Below are 15,168 nucleotides of genomic sequence, written 5' to 3'. Positions count from 1 at the left end.
GCCAAAGTTAAATAATTCTATTTTTAAGACTCATATTTTAATGAAAATTTTAGACCGCTACATTGTTAAAAGCATGACCTTTTACACATTAGCTGTTATGTTAGTTTGGCTAGGTATTTATGCATTTTTTAACTTTCTTGAAGAAGTTAAATTTATAGGGCAAGCTGATTACACGGTATTTGAAGCAACAAAATATGTAATCTCAGATATTCCTGCAGTTATGTATTCGCACTCATCGGTGATTATTTTATTAGGCTCGCTTTTGGCATTGGGTCATTTAGCGTCCACATCTCAACTAGTTGTTATTAGAAGCGCAGGTGTTTCAATTATGCAAATTTCACATATTGTTGTTAGAGCTGCGCTTACGTTTATTGCGATTGTTATTTTTATAGGTGAATTGATTGCACCAATAACCACTGAGTATGCAGAAGGTTCACGTGCTAGAGCGCTAGGACAAAACATAACGTTTAAGAATCAGCAAGGTTTTTGGCTTAAAGATAGTGGATTCTTTATTCATGTTAAAAAGAACTTTGATGGTAAATCATTTCAAGATGTCACTCTTATTAAGTTGCGAGAATCAAATAGATTAGACTCTATAACGCATTCTGATAGTGCTATTTCTAATGGGGATAATTTAGAGCTTGGTCAGTCAATCCATTATCAGTTAGGTAAAAATAGTCAGTTGACAACATTTTCTGAAAATAATTTTGAGAAATACAGTGTCCAAGTGTCGTTTAATCAAAAATTGATAGAAAGCCTTAAAAAAGACCCACGTGAACTATCCACTTGGCATCTTTATCAACAAATACGTTTTTTAACAATTAACCATCTTGCCGCTGATGTTTCTGAAGTAGAAATATATAAACGTCTTATGAAGCCCATTACTTTGATTGCGATGATATTATTTTCAATGCTGTTTATTTTTGGCTCACTTCGTGATGCATCACTTGGCAAGAAGATTTTCTTAGGTTTGATGATGAGCTTGTTTTTTGAGTTAGCCTCGCGTATTGGCGGTGTATTGTCACTTAGGTTTGACTATAATCACTTCTTGAGTGCCTCAATACCAACATTGGTGGTGTTAGTTTTTGTATGGGTATTGTTAAAGAAAAAATCAGCGACTTAGAATGACAAAGGCACTAACAAAAACTTCAAAACCAAAGCTAAAAAAACCAAATAAATTTCAAGTATTATTGCTAAACGATGATTACACAACCATGGAATTTGTGATTGATGTGCTTGTGCAATTTTTTTCCAAAAGTGACAAGGCGGCTCAAGAAATTATGCTTAAAATTCATATAGAGGGAGAGGGAATTTGTGGTATTTTTTCGCATGACATTGCACAAACTAAAGTAACACAGGTAATAGAGTTTGCGCGTAGAAATGAACAACCATTAATGTGCGTATTGCGCGAGTTGGAGATATAATAAAACCATGATTGAAACAGGATTACAACAAGAAATTAATTATGTTATGACACAAGCGCGCAATAATCGTTTGGAATTTGTAACGGTTGAACATTTGCTTTTAGCACTACTTAATATTGATGAAGTAGTCACTTTTTTAAGAAATAAGCGGGTTGATATTGACGAATTTCAAAATGAATTAGAAGGCTATATTGATTCGCATACACCACTCATTGCGCTTGAGTCTAATGTCGATATCGTACCAACAGTAGGCTTCCAGCGTGTTTTACAGCGTAGTGTTTATCAGGCACAATCTGCACAAAGAAATACGGTATATGCGATGAATGTGTTGGTGAGTATTTTTTCTGAAAAGGAGTCCCATGCGGTTTATTTACTAAAACTTAATAATATCTCACGCCTAGATGCCATGGAAGGTATTTTAAATAGAGTGCCAGAATCTATTACAAGTGAATTAAAAATTGAACTAGACAAGAAAAAATCCAAACAATCCTCATTGGAAGCTTATACAATAAATCTATGTGAAAAAGCAAAATCTGGGCAAATAGACCCCTTACTCGGTAGAGAGAAAGAGGTTGTTCGTACAGTGCAAGTACTGTCTAGGCGTCGTAAAAATAACCCGCTATTTGTTGGCCTTGCTGGTGTTGGTAAAACAGCTATTGCACAAGGCATTGCCTTGAAAATTGTTGAGGGAAAAGTACCAGAGATTTTAAAGAAAGCCAGTATTTATTCATTAGATATCGGCGTGCTTATTGCGGGTACAAAATATCGAGGTGATTTTGAGAAACGCCTTAAAGCAGTATTAACAGATTTGGAAAAAATCCCGCAAGCTATTTTGTTTATTGATGAAATTCACACATTAATTGGTGCAGGTAGTGTTTCTGGTGGCTCATTAGATGCTTCTAATTTATTAAAACCTACATTGGCTGATGGCACTCTTAGGTGTATGGGTTCAACCACTTATGAAGAATATCGAAAAGTGTTTGAAAAAGATTATGCGTTGTCGCGTCGTTTTCAAAAAATTGATATTAATGAGCCTTCGATAGCAGATACTGTCAAAATTTTGCAAGGTCTTAAAAAATATTACCAAAATTATCATAAAGTTAAATATTCAGCAGCGGCATTAAGCTCTGCCGCTGAATTGTCCCATCGTTATATGAATAATCGTCGCTTGCCAGATAAAGCCATTGATGTGATTGACGAAGCAGGCGCTTATCAGCAGATTCAGCCTAAATCAAAACGTAAGATTAATATTGGCGTGGGTGATATTGAAAATATTATTGCTAAATTAGCACGTATTCCATCTAAGCAAGTGACTAATAATGACAAATCTTTACTTAAAAACTTAGAATCAGAACTTAAATTGGGTGTGTTTGGGCAAGATTATGCACTAAGTAGTTTATCCACAGCGATTAAATTATCACGTTCAGGTTTGGCACAAACTGATAAGCCGATGGGGTCATTCTTATTTGCAGGCCCAACAGGTGTGGGTAAAACAGAAATTTGTAAGCAACTGGCTCGAATTATGGAGGTTAAGTTGTTACGTTTTGATATGAGTGAGTACGGAGAACGTCACTCAATTTCAAAGCTCATTGGCTCACCACCAGGTTATGTGGGCTATGATGAAGGTGGCTTGCTAACTGAAGCAGTTAATGCCAGTCCGTATGCTGTGTTATTGCTTGATGAAATTGAGAAGGCCCATCCTGATATCTTTAATTTATTGCTACAAGTTATGGACAACGGCAAGATGACTGATGCCAATGGTCGAGAGGTTGACTTTAGAAATGTGATCTTGGTAATGACTTCAAACGCTGGTGCACAAAGTATTCAACGTACGTCAATTGGCTTTAGTGAACAAGATTACTCATTGGATTATGAAACTGAATTGAAGAAGTTATTTACACCAGAATTTAGAAACCGTCTATCAGAGGTTATTTATTTTAATGCACTTAACGAGCAAACTATTGTTTACGTGGTGAATAAATTCTTATTTGAATTGGAAGAAGCATTAGAAAATAAACAGGTTTTGCTAATTGTATCTGACACTGCTCGAAAATGGTTTGCAAAGCATGGTTATAATGCCAAGATGGGTGCACGACCCATGGTGCGTCTGATTGAAAAAGAAGTTCGTAAACCATTAGCAGATGAGTTATTATTTGGTAAATTAGTCAATGGTGGATTGGTGAAAGTTGGTGTTAAAAAAGATAAAATTATCCTTGCAATGCAATCGTGATGCAAAGTATTTGCTAATTAAAGATGAAGATTTTAATTAGCAATGATGATGGCTATCAAGCTCCAGGTATTGTGCAACTCTCCCAATCTTTAGCGCAGGAACATGACGTTATCGTGGTTGCACCCAGTGAAAACAAATCAGCTGCCAGTAGTTCGCTTACACTTGATAATCCTTTAGGGCCAATTCAAATATCAAATAATGTTTATAGCATTGACGCAACGCCAAGCGATTGTGTGCATTTAGCTCTATGTGGCTTCTTAAATGAAAAAATTGATTTGGTAGTGACAGGCATTAACTTTGGTGCTAATTTAGGTGATGATGTGATTTATTCAGGCACAGTTGCTGGTGCGATAGAAGGACGATTTTTAGGCTTGCCATCGGTGGCAATATCATTGGCAAGCTGGGAAGGTCAGAATTTTGAAACAGCGGGCATGGTTGCCAAGCAACTGATTAGTCAAATATCTCATACTCAGTTATCACACGATACTGTGTTGAATGTTAATGTACCAGATGTGCCTTTTAGAGATATTAAAGGGTTTCAAACAACACGCTTAGGAAAGCGTCATATGTCGGAGCAAAGTGTTGCTGATAAAGACGATCCAAGCCTTTATTGGATTGGTGAAAATGGTAAAGAGGCTGATAATGGCGTAGGCACAGATTTTCATGCCATTGCTAATCATTATGTGTCAGTCACGCCTTTACAAATTGATTTGACTAAATATAACGAGATTGACACGGTATCAGAATGGCTAAATCAAATCAAATAATGACAATCTTATTTGTTTGGTTGATTTTAGTATTACTAGATTTTTTTTCGTGATTATTCATGAGCGATGGATGATTAGAGTATTAAGCGCACCAAGTGTCACGTAAACTTGTCGTTTTGTTAAATACCAGTTCATCGTTTGATTGATTGTCTCGACAAAAATATCCTTCACGTTCAAATTGATAAGCAAATTCAGGCTTACTATTAGTCATACTAGGTTCTACCACACCATAAGTGCTGATTAGTGATTGTGAATTAAGCAATTGTTCAAAGTGGTCATTTTTGCCAGGGTTCTCAAGTGTGAACAATCGATCATATAGTCTAAATTCTGCCTTGAGTGCTTTGGTGGCTTCAACAAAGTGAATCACGCCTTTGACTTTACGACCATCTGTAGGATTTTTACCTAATGTATCAGGGTCATATGTTGCGTATACGGTGGTAACATTGCCATCAAAATCGGTATCAAAAGTAGTGGCATTAATGACATAAGCAAATCGTAGGCGCACTTCTTTATTGATTGTCAGTCGTTTAAATTTTTTATTAGGCGCCACTTCTTTAAAGTCTGCTCTATCAATATATAATTCACGAGAGAAGAATATATCACGCTTTCCCATCGCCTTATTTTGTGGGTGAATAGGGGCTTTCAAGGTTTCAATTTTATCTTCAGGATAATTTTCAATAATAACGCGTATTGGATCAATTACACCCATTGTGCGTGGTGCTTTGATATTCAAATCATCACGTACAGCAGCTTCTAGAATTGCTATATCGGTCATGCTGTCTACTTTAGAAATGCCAATTCGACTGACAAAATCACGAATACTAGCCGCAGTATAGCCACGACGACGAAGCCCTGAAAGCGTAGGCATACGTGGATCATCCCAGCCAGATACCAACTCATCTTCGACTAATTTTTGTAATTTACGTTTTGACATAACGGTGTATTCTAAATTCAGCCGTGAAAACTCATATTGATGTGGGCGATTAGGCTTGTTAAAATCATTTAGGTTTTCTAGTATCCAATCATATAGACGACGATTCTCTTGGAATTCTAATGTGCATAGAGAGTGAGTTACTTTTTCAATGGCATCACTAATACAATGAGCAAAATCATACATGGGATAAATACGCCACTGATTACCAGTTTGGTGATGTTTATCAAAGCGAATACGGTATAGAGTTGGGTCGCGCATACACATAAATGAACTGCTCATATCAATTTTGCCGCGTAGTACACACTCACCTTCTGAAAATTTACCTGCCTTCATTTTTGCAAGCAATTCTAGATTTTCTGCAATTGATGCATCTCGATAAGGGCTATTTTCCCCAGCCTCTTTTAAGGTGCCTCGGTAAGTACGAGTTTCATTTGCATTTAAAAAGCAAACGTAAGCTAGGTTTTTATTAATAAGCTCAATGGCGTATTTATAAAATTGGTCAAAATAATGAGAACTATACTTAATATCACCATCCCACATAAACCCAAGCCACTTAATATCTCCTTTGATGGCGTCTATAAATTTAATATCTTCTTTAGCAGGATTAGTGTCATCAAATCGAAAATTACACTGCCCCTTGTAATCTTTTGCTAAACCAAAATTTAGACAAATTGATTTAGCATGTCCAATATGTAAATAACCATTAGGTTCAGGTGGAAAACGTGTTTGAATAGAAGTATGCAATTTTTGCTCTAAATCGTTATCAATTTGATTGCGGATAAAGTTGGTGTAAGTATCCTTGTTCATAAGTACCAGATTATAGTCAATATAAATGTAAAATACGCTCCGTGAGAATGCCAATTATTTATTCATATATTGTTAATCCCCTGATATTTTTATTGCCAATTGGCATTCTCAAAATATCAGAGGGTTTGATTTTGATAGGTGTTGTTAAGTGTAGATTTTTTTCCATTATTTAATGTTGTTAACTAGTAAAAAAATCTTTCTTCCTTGTTTTGATATAACGCCTGTCTGATTTTGTTATTAACAACAATTGGTATAATCCTAGTTTCAATTGGAAGTAGTTTCTTTTAATTCGGAATAAAAAACTACCTTTTGGGTTATTGCAATTATTAATGGTTGATGTGGATATTTCATCCGAATAGGTGTTGCTTAACCCGTAATAAGCACATTGATTCAGTTGAATAATAGGTGCTGGTTCTACTTGATAGGCACGAATACTATGGCAAGCGGTAACATGTGCATCAGCTAGTGCAATTCCTTTTCTTTTTTCGCATTGAATAAGTTTTTTAGCACCCTCTGGCCAAAGTATGTATCCTGCTGCGCCTGTCCTATCTTGATAAAGACGAAGAAGTTTCGAGTTGCATCCAAGAGCTACGCTAGATTTTGAAACGAATTTTTTTCTACCTCTATTTTCAAAGTTGACTAAGTCCATGCCTTTTTTGCCAGAGAGACCTGCAAGTAATTTTGGTACGCATTTTGATAGCAATACATCGTCTTCTAATACTAGAGCTGGTTGATTATTTTTGATAATCTTATGCCATACCAATTTATGTGAATAATAGCAGGCAACTTCAGTATTTTTTAGCGGTCTTTGCCAGTCGTAGTAATGCTTTTTGTAGGTATTATTATCAATATCTTTGGTAGACATGGCATGGATTATTTGGTAATCTAGTTTTAATGATGATAATTGCCTTTCTTGAAACTCTCGTCGTTTAATCGAACTTATTAGATTAATAATAAAAATATCCATTTACCACCAACCAGTTTTTCCTCTTGTGTGCTTATTCTTTAGGCGCTTATAGATGGTATCAAATTTTTGTAATCTTAGAAACACCTCAAGTAATATTTGACCTACAATATTAATTTTTGCTGCTTTATCAATACGCCAACGCATATTTCTAAGCGTGTCATTAGTGCCAATTTTAAATACCGAAATGCCATAAAAAAGCGCTATTCTCTCTTCATTATCTAGTCTAATGATTTTTTCTTTATCATCTTTGTAGTTTTGGGTGTTGGTAATGAAACGCTCACTTTCTTGTATTTTGACAGTATTTAACAGGCATGAACAAGCTATGGATAAACCCCTAAGCGCATTATCATTAGAGTAATCTGCAAAGGTATCAGTTGCAGAAATTAACCACCGTGTGTTTAAATTCTTGAGTAAAAATCTTGTCTCTTTATACCGAAGATTCTTAAAAATAGCAAAATGCTTGCTTGATTCAAAGTCCTGTCTGATTAAAACAATAATCTTTGCATGGGTATAGCAAAATTCACTTTGTCCAGAAAACTCATTTTTCAAAGTATTAAAGTGTTTTTCAATACTCTTGGGACTGCCGTGTGTATATATGATTTTGCCATCGGTAATTAATTTATTTTTTTGGCTTCTAAAATCTGTATCAATCTGATTGGATAGGTTTTTTGCGCCAAGTCGTCTTTGATGACGATTTAACGAAAACCATTTTTCAAATTTACTTTTATCTTTGCGTCCCATTTTTTACTTAATTCGACAAAAAATTTCTAGTAACAATCCACATTCTCCATATAAGGATGACTTAGTTCATTCTTTATTCTTGTTGGTAATTTCCTTTTCTTGGTTGAAATTGTTGAGCCACCTACTTCAAAATCTTGGTGAGAGATGCAATCTTTATCTAGACTCCAAGTTTGTACATTATGGAACTAGAGCATTTTCTGTAGCGTGTCGACGGGTGCCTTAAAATTTTGCATTTTGTTTAAATTTTTTTTGAGCAGCTAACCCGCCATAAATAGTACCTTGATTTTTAAGTGGTGGTGTTTGATAACGAATAAGCATAACAGCATTAATATTTTTTCTATCATACCTTTTTTGTCAGATAAATCAATTACAATATTTTCATCTAAATGTTGAAATATAATTTCAATTATATTCTTAAAGTTGTTATGTATTTTGACATTATCCTTTAATACAACACATGCCTTAGAGTTATGGTTTGATACTGTTCACCAAGCGTTATGCCAACTAAGAACGTAACCAATTCCTCCTGCAGATAAAGTCGCATAATGAATCCATGAGCGCTTTGATTATTGTTAGTAAGATTGTAATATTTGAAGTTGAATTTGGTGACCATCAATTGCGACCATCTTTTCAAATGGCATCTTTAATTTAGATAACTGTTTGTCCATATGAGATAGCCTGTTAAGGCTTCTACCTAAATTGATAATATAAATAGGAATTTCTTTGGTACTCATTAAATTTTCCAATATTTTTTAATCCAAGGTGATGGCTGGATGTGCCGATACCATTTTCCACTGTGCCCAGTAATTGCTTCAGGTGGATTGGGCAAACCGTGGAATAAAATAACTTTTGCACCCTTGGGTATAGAGGGTGCTTGAAACCAAGACTTTATCCAAGAAGGACAACAGCGATACTTAAAGCTTGGTACCCATTCATCTGGCCAATATCTCAATTTGTCTTGTTGGTGTATTTCGCGTGATAAGTACGCTTGTTCGTGGCGAACTTCGCTCTTTATCAGTTCAGGGTTTTGTTCAAAATAACTTAAAATTTCTGGGTATTGACCAATTTCGAACCTAAATATTGATGAGTTTCCCTCTATTTTTTTTGGATTTTTCTTATCATGGGCAATTAGAAAATCACCAGAATAAGTGAAAAATTCATCTAAATTTCCAACCACCACTATGTCTAAATCTAGAAACAAAGTAGACCCAGATAAGCCACCAAAGCCTTGTTTAAATACAGTTAATTTTCGCCAACCTCTTTCTGGCAGCCCAGATGGTAAGTCTAATTCTGGTAAATCTTGTATTTCTATCTCATTCCGTATACCTATATTATTTTCAGTGAAACACACAAATCGAAATGGTATAGAAAGATGACGAGAAACCATGCTAAAGAGTCGATTAACATACTTAACAGGAAATTTATCCCCCCACTTCATACATACAATATTAACTTTATTCATTTGTTTTTTGTCTAGATTATTTTTTTCATAACACCATAACTAGTAGAATATTTTATATTAATAAAGGGCATATACAGTATATTGCTGAAACACTTTTTAATGATGATTATTTAATAAATTAACAACATTTGCCCAGATATTAAGCAATTAATTGTATTACTAATTGATTCAGTTGTACTGGTCGGTATATTGTTAGCTTCCTTTTCTCTTAGACTTGGATATTGGCATTAGCCACAAAGTGATCTTTTTTGGGTGACTATTGGTGTGCCAGTGATTGCTATTCCAGTTTTTATTCAATTTGGGCTTTATGTCTGCTGTAGAGGGTATTCCAAGGTCGGTTATACTTATTAATGGGTTGCTGGCAATCATGGCAATCATGGCCAATTGGCGGATTGAGAATGTTGGCCAGATGGGCGTTGTCTGAAGTGTTGTTACAATCAAAAGAGTATAAGCCTGTTGCTTTTATTGATGATGCGAAGGATTTAAACAAGCAACATATTAATGGCGTAAAAGTGCATAGCGCCAAACATATTGAATTATTGATACACAGATATAGTGTCAATGAAATTTTATTAGCACCATCTTTGGCATCACGTCAAAGGCGTAATGAAATCATCAATCTAGTTAGAGCCACATCCAGTTCTTGTGTGGATTTTGCCGGGTGTGTCTGCACTTGCGCAAAGCAAGGTTAAAGTTGATTATTTGCGTGATGTGAGTATTGGTGACTTGCTGAGTAGAAAGCCTGTTAGGCTTAATCAATCCCTGCTTGAGGTGAACATCAAAAACAAAGTTGTTATGATTACAGGTGCTGATGAATCAATTGGTTCAGAGCCGTGTAGAGAAGTTATTAGTCTCAGTGCGTCCAAGTTAATATTATTTGAACAAAGTGAATTGGAACTTTGTATCATTGACAAAGAATTGAAGGATAGCACTAAGGTGTTTCCAATATTGGGTTCGGTGGTTAATCAAGATAGAATAGAAAGAGTGTGTAAGCAATTCAAGGTGTAGACAATTTATCATGCAGCAGCTTATAAGCACGTACCTATGGTAGAATCTAATCACTACTGAAGGTGTTGTGATGAACAACATTTTTGGTACGCTCAGTTGCGCACAAGCTACTATTAGTAGCAAGGTTGAAACGTTTGTACTAATATTCACCGATGAAGCTGTTCGCCCAACAAATGCCTATGGGCGCTACTAAACGTAGTGCTGAAATGGTATTGCAAGCACTATCAAAGTCATCAAACGGTACAAGATTTAATATGGTGAGATTTGGCAATGTGTTAGATTTTACTGGCTTAGTGATTCCTTTGTTTAAAAAACAAATTAAAGCAGGTGGGCTAGTAACGGTCACTGATAAGAAAATTATTCGTTATTTTATGGACCATACCTGAAGCAGTGGCATTGGTTATTCAAGCAGGCGCTATGGGTTCTAGTGATGATGTATTTGTGCTTGATATGGGCAAGCCTGTTAGAATTTATGATCTAGTTTTAAAGATGATTCATTTAACTGGATTAGAGCTTAAAGACAGTACTAATTTAAACGGAGATATTGAGATTGAAATCACAGATCTTCGTTCAGGGAAAAAGATTTTTGAAGAGTTATTGATTGATGATAATGCATTAGGCACTAATCATTCAATGATTATGAAAGCCCAAGACAATATGCTTTCTTGGGATGAATTAAAGTTGGTGTTAGCCAGTATGGAGCTTGCTATTACTAATTATGACCAAGATAAACTACGCTCATTATTGATACAACTTGTGCCAGACTTTAAGCCACAGTGTGACATTAGTGATTTGTTATTCAATGGTTAAATGAAACGTTTTTAAGACACACCCAAAGGAACGAGCAGCGTTTCAAGAATATGCAAAAGTTTTAAATAATACCTTGTTGTTTGGCAAAGTAGTTTGTTGCTTCAAGGTAGCCCTGAATACTACCGCAATCAAACCATTTACCTTTAAATTTATAAGCAATCACGCGACCTTGTTTTGCTTGGGTGAGTAATGCGTCAGTGATTTGAATTTCACCACCTTTATCCGGTTTGGTTTGTTTGAGGATATTAAAAATATCTGGTGTTAAGATATAACGACCTATGATGGCCATATTGGTGGGTGTATCTTTTGGCGCTGGTTTTTCAATCATATCAGTAACACGATATGTATCATTAGTATTATCAACTAAATCACCAGCAATCAGGCCATACTTGTGAGTTTGATCCGTAGGTACTTCTTCGATAGCTACGATCGAGCATTGATATTTGTTGTACACTTGAATTATTTGAGTCAGTACGCTATCGTTTTCTGATGTGCACAAATCATCAGCTAAATGAACAGCAAATGGCTCATTACCAATTAATGCTTCACCGGTGAGAATTGCATGCCCCAATCCTAGCATTTGTTTTTGTCTAACGTAAGTAAAAGTGGCATTGTTGCAAACAGCATTGATTTCTTTTAGTAGCACTTCTTTTTGCGTGCCTTGAATTTTCGTTTCTAGCTCTAAAGCTCGGTCAAAATGGTCTTCAATGGCTCGTTTACCTTTGCCGGTGACGATGGCCATATTACTCATGCCAGCATCAAGCGCTTCCTCTACAGCGTATTGTAACAATGGTTTGGTCAGAATAGGTAGCATTTCTTTAGGTACTGCTTTTGTAGCGGGCAAAAATCTAGTGCCAAAGCCTGCTGCTGGGAAAAGACATTTTTTAATCATAATTGTTGTAATTTTTTAAGGAGGATGTTTTTGCCAGATTCTACACCTGGCTGGTTATAAGTATTAATATTGAGTAAGTCTCCAACGAGTGATGTTAGTAATTCATAGTAATAAATAAGTTGACCGATACTGAATTCATCTTGTTTTTGCAAGATAATTTCATCAAGCGGGATTCTTGTGTGTTCTTTTAAAGATTCTATAATGGCATCAGCTTGCATATTAATTAAGGTTGAAAATTCAACTTGATTAATTAGGTCTAGCGTTTCTAATTTTTCCAAAGTAATGTCAGGTATTTTTTGATGATTATCAAAAGTTTTAAGTTTAATAAAGGTAACACTTTTATCTCGTGTTCCTTCGGATAATAATTGCAAAAAAGAGTGCTGATCTTTTGGTCCGGTTAGTCCAATAGGGGTTAACCCCACATTAAAAGCTGAGTTTTTTTGTTTTTTCCCTAAGCTTTCCCCCCATAATTGCACGTACCAATCATTAAAATATTTCAGTGAATCAGTGTAAGAAAATAAAGCATTAATATTATAGTTTGAAGAGTTTTTTGCATAAAAAGTTGCTTTTTTGAGCAAAATATTTTGCATGTAGCCTTGATTAAAAAAACTATCTTTAATCTTTGCAGCGCCTTTTAGCAAGCAATCAATTTTTATCCCTGTTAATGCCAATGGAATGATACCTGCACTGCTTAGGAGTGAAAATCTACCGCCAATATTTTGTTGGATATTAATAATGAAGCCGCCAACTTTTTGAACATGTTGCGCTAGTAGTGAGCCTTGGTCAGTAATAAATGTAAAGGGAAAATACGAAAGTTGAGCGCTTTTAGTGGTTGCAAGAATGTGCTTATAAGCCGCAATTGTTTCAATGGTTGAACCTGATTTAGAAATAACAATAAAATGTGTTGAGCCGATGTTTAGACTATTGCAAATATTGGCAATAGTAACAGGATCGGTGCTATCCATAAAATGCAAGTTTCGTTTTAATTGTCTGATGGGTTTAATAAAATGATAAACCGCTTTAGCACCTAAGCTTGATCCGCCAATGCCGATAACAACAACATCACTAATACTATCTAAATTTTGTTGATTGTCTAATTGTTTTAAGTAGTTATCAATATAAGTAGTATCTTGATTGGGTAAATTGTAATAGCCAATCTCTTTTTTTTCATTGATAATTCGACCTAAAAGAGAAGGGTCAAAATCAGAATCAAAGCCTAGTGTGTTAATCATAATATTATTTTATTCTACGGTGACTGATTTAGCCAAATTGCGAGGTTTATCAACATCAGTCCCCTTAATTAGTGCCACGTGATAACTGAGTAATTGCAAAGGAATGGTAAAAATAATGGGCGCTGTAATTCTACCAAGATTATGCGTGATTGACATGACAGTCATATTTTGCATTGGTGGTACGTTAGACATTTCATCTTCAAAAACAATCATCTGTGAGCCACGAGATTTAACTTCTTGCAGGTTTGATTTGAGTTTATCCAATAGTTGATCATTAGGCGCAATTGCAATAACAGGTGTATCTTTATCAATCAAAGCAATAGGGCCATGCTTGAGTTCACCTGCTGGAAAGGCTTCTGAATGAATATAGCTAATTTCTTTAAATTTAAGCGCACCCTCCATGGCAATAGCATGCATTGTACCTCTTCCTAAGAAAATAGCATTAAACTTGTCTTTAAAAGATTGTGCGAGTTCAATAATTTGACTTTCTTGTTCGAGTGTTTTTTTAATCAAACCTGACAAGCGATTTAAACCATCTACAATAGAGGCTTCTTGTTGTTTGTCCACCTGTTTATGGCATTTCCCAATGGCGACTGACAACAATGCTAAAGACACCAATTGTGTGGTGAAGGCTTTAGTAGAGGCTACGCTAATTTCAGGGCCAGCGTGAGTTAACAAGGTCAGTTCAGATTCACGTGTCAGGGAAGATTCTGCACAATTGCAAATGGTTAATGTGTGAGTATTCTTGTGATGCTTTTTGACAGATCTTAGCGCTTCTAAAGTATCAGCAGTTTCCCCGCTTTGAGAAATAGTAATTAATAGGGTGTTATCAAGCACAATCGGATTACGGTAGCGATACTCACTAGCCACTTCAATATTAGTTGGCATTTTTGCAATGTCTTCAAGCCAGTATTTAGCGACTAAGCCTGCATTATAACTAGTGCCACAAGCAATAATTTGAATATGTTTTGTATTTGTGAAAATATTTTCAGCACAATTCCCAAAGGCAGAAAGCAATACAGCGTCTTTGGTAATTCGTGATTCTAGTGTGTCACGAATTGCTTGCGGTTGCTCAAAAATCTCTTTTTGCATGTAATGTTTATAATCACCTAGGTCAATTTGTTTACTGTTAAGATTTGAGGTTTTAATGGCTCTATTAACTTGCTTGCCATCTTTGTTGTAAATAGTAATTGAATTAAGCGTAATATCGGCAATATCCCCTTCTTCCAAAAAAATAAATTTCTTAGTAATATCCAGTAAAGCCACCTGATCTGAGGCAATAAAATTACTTTCATCACTGATGCCTATAATGAGTGGCGAGCCACTTCTAGCAACAACGATATGCCCTGGGTACTCTGACGATATTACCCCTAAACCATAAGCCCCTTCAAAGGTTTGAACGGCTTTTTGAGTGGCTTGAAGTAAATTTTTTGACGTTTTCAGAGCTTGATGGATGCTGTGAACAATCACTTCGGTATCGGTATCTGAAGTAAAGGCATAACCTTGTGCTTTTTGTTCTTGCTTGAGTTTAAGAAAGTTTTCGATAATGCCATTATGTACAACACTAACCGTGTCAAAACAAATATGTGGATGCGCATTTTGCGTTGATGGTTCGCCATGAGTTGCCCAACGAGTATGCGCAATACCAGCACCACCTTGTATTTTCGGACTTTGTTTTTGAATGTCAGTTTCAAGGTTAACCACCTTGCCTACTGCGCGTGCGCGACTTAGTTTATTGTCATTTGATAAGACCACAATACCTGCTGAATCATACCCGCGATACTCTAAGCGTTTTAACCCACTAAGTAGGATTGGGGTAATATTGCCCTTACAGATGCCGCCAATGATTCCGCACATAGTGTTGATTGTATTAAATAATTATGGTTGAAATTAT

General features: G+C 35.6%; 17 protein-coding genes. 9 read left to right on the top strand and 8 right to left on the bottom strand.

Features of this window, described 5'->3' with window-relative positions:
• The first annotated feature begins 40 nt into the window (after positions 1 to 40).
• The 4 genes from lptG to surE are packed head-to-tail and all read left to right on the top strand — an operon-like array spanning position 41 to position 4,421.
• Positions 41 to 1,123 (top strand): LPS export ABC transporter permease LptG, encoded by a 1,083-nt coding sequence (lptG, locus tag HUE58_RS04565; RefSeq protein WP_174605840.1) that lies wholly within the window; start codon positions 41 to 43, stop codon positions 1,121 to 1,123.
• Between the two features lies 1 nt (position 1,124).
• Positions 1,125 to 1,424, top strand: a complete 300-nt coding sequence (gene clpS, locus HUE58_RS04560) for an ATP-dependent Clp protease adapter ClpS (protein ID WP_174605839.1) — start codon at positions 1,125 to 1,127, stop codon at positions 1,422 to 1,424.
• A 7-nt stretch (positions 1,425 to 1,431) separates the two neighbouring features.
• Entirely contained in the window at positions 1,432 to 3,654 is a 2,223-nt protein-coding gene (gene clpA, locus HUE58_RS04555; protein WP_174605838.1) for an ATP-dependent Clp protease ATP-binding subunit ClpA, read from the top strand.
• Between the two features lie 23 nt (positions 3,655 to 3,677).
• Positions 3,678 to 4,421 carry a 5'/3'-nucleotidase SurE gene (gene surE, locus HUE58_RS04550; RefSeq protein WP_174605837.1) on the top strand — a complete coding sequence of 248 codons (744 nt, stop codon included), beginning with the start codon at positions 3,678 to 3,680 and terminating at the stop codon, positions 4,419 to 4,421.
• An 82-nt stretch (positions 4,422 to 4,503) separates the two neighbouring features.
• Here surE and HUE58_RS04545 read toward each other — a convergent pair whose 3' ends face one another.
• From HUE58_RS04545 to HUE58_RS04525, 5 genes are all read right to left on the bottom strand, one after another.
• Positions 4,504 to 6,162: a glutamine--tRNA ligase/YqeY domain fusion protein gene (locus HUE58_RS04545; protein ID WP_174605836.1), complete on the bottom strand. Its 1,659-nt coding sequence runs from the start codon at positions 6,160 to 6,162 to the stop codon at positions 4,504 to 4,506.
• Between the two features lie 178 nt (positions 6,163 to 6,340).
• On the bottom strand, positions 6,341 to 7,129 hold the full coding sequence (locus HUE58_RS04540; RefSeq protein ID WP_174605835.1) for a glycosyltransferase family 25 protein: 789 nt from the start codon (positions 7,127 to 7,129) through the stop codon (positions 6,341 to 6,343).
• On the bottom strand, positions 7,130 to 7,870 hold the full coding sequence (locus HUE58_RS04535) for a hypothetical protein (RefSeq protein ID WP_174605834.1): 741 nt from the start codon (positions 7,868 to 7,870) through the stop codon (positions 7,130 to 7,132).
• A 572-nt stretch (positions 7,871 to 8,442) separates the two neighbouring features.
• Positions 8,443 to 8,604: a glycosyltransferase family 25 protein gene (locus HUE58_RS04530; RefSeq protein WP_174605833.1), complete on the bottom strand. Its 162-nt coding sequence runs from the start codon at positions 8,602 to 8,604 to the stop codon at positions 8,443 to 8,445.
• Entirely contained in the window at positions 8,604 to 9,332 is a 729-nt protein-coding gene (locus HUE58_RS04525; protein WP_174605832.1) for a glycosyltransferase, read from the bottom strand. Before HUE58_RS04525 ends, HUE58_RS04530 begins: the two co-directional genes overlap by 1 nt.
• A 350-nt stretch (positions 9,333 to 9,682) precedes the next feature.
• On the opposite strand from HUE58_RS04525, the gene HUE58_RS06940 reads away from it, so the two are divergent.
• The 5 genes from HUE58_RS06940 (at position 9,683) to HUE58_RS06925 (ending at position 11,150) form a co-directional block, all read left to right on the top strand.
• Complete coding sequence (locus HUE58_RS06940; RefSeq protein WP_246260753.1) at positions 9,683 to 10,024, top strand: nucleoside-diphosphate sugar epimerase/dehydratase; 342 nt, start codon at positions 9,683 to 9,685, stop codon at positions 10,022 to 10,024.
• Complete coding sequence (locus HUE58_RS07165; protein WP_277997997.1) at positions 9,996 to 10,340, top strand: polysaccharide biosynthesis protein; 345 nt, start codon at positions 9,996 to 9,998, stop codon at positions 10,338 to 10,340. Before HUE58_RS06940 ends, HUE58_RS07165 begins: the two co-directional genes overlap by 29 nt.
• A 70-nt stretch (positions 10,341 to 10,410) precedes the next feature.
• Positions 10,411 to 10,533, top strand: a complete 123-nt coding sequence (locus tag HUE58_RS07160; protein ID WP_277997996.1) for a polysaccharide biosynthesis protein — start codon at positions 10,411 to 10,413, stop codon at positions 10,531 to 10,533.
• Positions 10,520 to 10,726 (top strand): polysaccharide biosynthesis protein, encoded by a 207-nt coding sequence (locus HUE58_RS06930; RefSeq protein ID WP_246260751.1) that lies wholly within the window; start codon positions 10,520 to 10,522, stop codon positions 10,724 to 10,726. The genes HUE58_RS07160 and HUE58_RS06930 overlap by 14 nt, the downstream gene beginning before the upstream one ends.
• A gap of 4 nt (positions 10,727 to 10,730) precedes the next feature.
• The gene (locus HUE58_RS06925; protein WP_246260749.1) at positions 10,731 to 11,150 is read left to right on the top strand and encodes a polysaccharide biosynthesis protein; all 420 of its coding nucleotides are present in this window, start codon (positions 10,731 to 10,733) and stop codon (positions 11,148 to 11,150) included.
• Between the two features lie 61 nt (positions 11,151 to 11,211).
• On the opposite strand, the gene galU is transcribed toward HUE58_RS06925, so the two are convergent.
• The 3 genes from galU to glmS are packed head-to-tail and all read right to left on the bottom strand — an operon-like array spanning position 11,212 to position 15,131.
• Positions 11,212 to 12,042: a UTP--glucose-1-phosphate uridylyltransferase GalU gene (galU, locus tag HUE58_RS04515; RefSeq protein WP_174605831.1), complete on the bottom strand. Its 831-nt coding sequence runs from the start codon at positions 12,040 to 12,042 to the stop codon at positions 11,212 to 11,214.
• Positions 12,039 to 13,274 (bottom strand): glucose-6-phosphate isomerase, encoded by a 1,236-nt coding sequence (locus HUE58_RS04510; RefSeq protein ID WP_174605830.1) that lies wholly within the window; start codon positions 13,272 to 13,274, stop codon positions 12,039 to 12,041. Before HUE58_RS04510 ends, galU begins: the two co-directional genes overlap by 4 nt.
• A 9-nt stretch (positions 13,275 to 13,283) precedes the next feature.
• A complete protein-coding gene (gene glmS, locus HUE58_RS04505; protein WP_174605829.1) occupies positions 13,284 to 15,131 on the bottom strand; it encodes a glutamine--fructose-6-phosphate transaminase (isomerizing) in 1,848 nt (615 codons plus the stop codon).
• Positions 15,132 to 15,168 lie beyond the last annotated feature (37 nt).

Source organism: Candidatus Ruthia endofausta (assembly GCF_013342985.1).
Taxonomy (GTDB): Bacteria; Pseudomonadota; Gammaproteobacteria; order PS1; family Pseudothioglobaceae; genus Ruthia; species Ruthia endofausta.
The sequence above is the reverse complement of the archived record's forward strand: the minus strand, read 5'-3'. Positions and strand labels throughout refer to the sequence as shown.

Coding starts and splice junctions, on each gene's coding strand:
- HUE58_RS04545 (WP_174605836.1), bottom strand. CDS start 6,162: ATGAACAAGGATACTTACACCAACTTTATCCGCAATCAAATTGATAAC.
- HUE58_RS06940 (WP_246260753.1), top strand. CDS start 9,683: ATGGGTTGCTGGCAATCATGGCAATCATGGCCAATTGGCGGATTGAGA.
- HUE58_RS04535 (WP_174605834.1), bottom strand. CDS start 7,870: ATGGGACGCAAAGATAAAAGTAAATTTGAAAAATGGTTTTCGTTAAAT.
- glmS (WP_174605829.1), bottom strand. CDS start 15,131: ATGTGCGGAATCATTGGCGGCATCTGTAAGGGCAATATTACCCCAATC.
- HUE58_RS04510 (WP_174605830.1), bottom strand. CDS start 13,274: ATGATTAACACACTAGGCTTTGATTCTGATTTTGACCCTTCTCTTTTA.
- HUE58_RS06930 (WP_246260751.1), top strand. CDS start 10,520: ATGGGCGCTACTAAACGTAGTGCTGAAATGGTATTGCAAGCACTATCA.
- HUE58_RS04540 (WP_174605835.1), bottom strand. CDS start 7,129: ATGGATATTTTTATTATTAATCTAATAAGTTCGATTAAACGACGAGAG.
- HUE58_RS04530 (WP_174605833.1), bottom strand. CDS start 8,604: ATGAGTACCAAAGAAATTCCTATTTATATTATCAATTTAGGTAGAAGC.
- clpA (WP_174605838.1), top strand. CDS start 1,432: ATGATTGAAACAGGATTACAACAAGAAATTAATTATGTTATGACACAA.
- lptG (WP_174605840.1), top strand. CDS start 41: ATGAAAATTTTAGACCGCTACATTGTTAAAAGCATGACCTTTTACACA.
- HUE58_RS07160 (WP_277997996.1), top strand. CDS start 10,411: ATGAACAACATTTTTGGTACGCTCAGTTGCGCACAAGCTACTATTAGT.
- HUE58_RS04525 (WP_174605832.1), bottom strand. CDS start 9,332: ATGAATAAAGTTAATATTGTATGTATGAAGTGGGGGGATAAATTTCCT.
- clpS (WP_174605839.1), top strand. CDS start 1,125: ATGACAAAGGCACTAACAAAAACTTCAAAACCAAAGCTAAAAAAACCA.
- galU (WP_174605831.1), bottom strand. CDS start 12,042: ATGATTAAAAAATGTCTTTTCCCAGCAGCAGGCTTTGGCACTAGATTT.
- surE (WP_174605837.1), top strand. CDS start 3,678: ATGAAGATTTTAATTAGCAATGATGATGGCTATCAAGCTCCAGGTATT.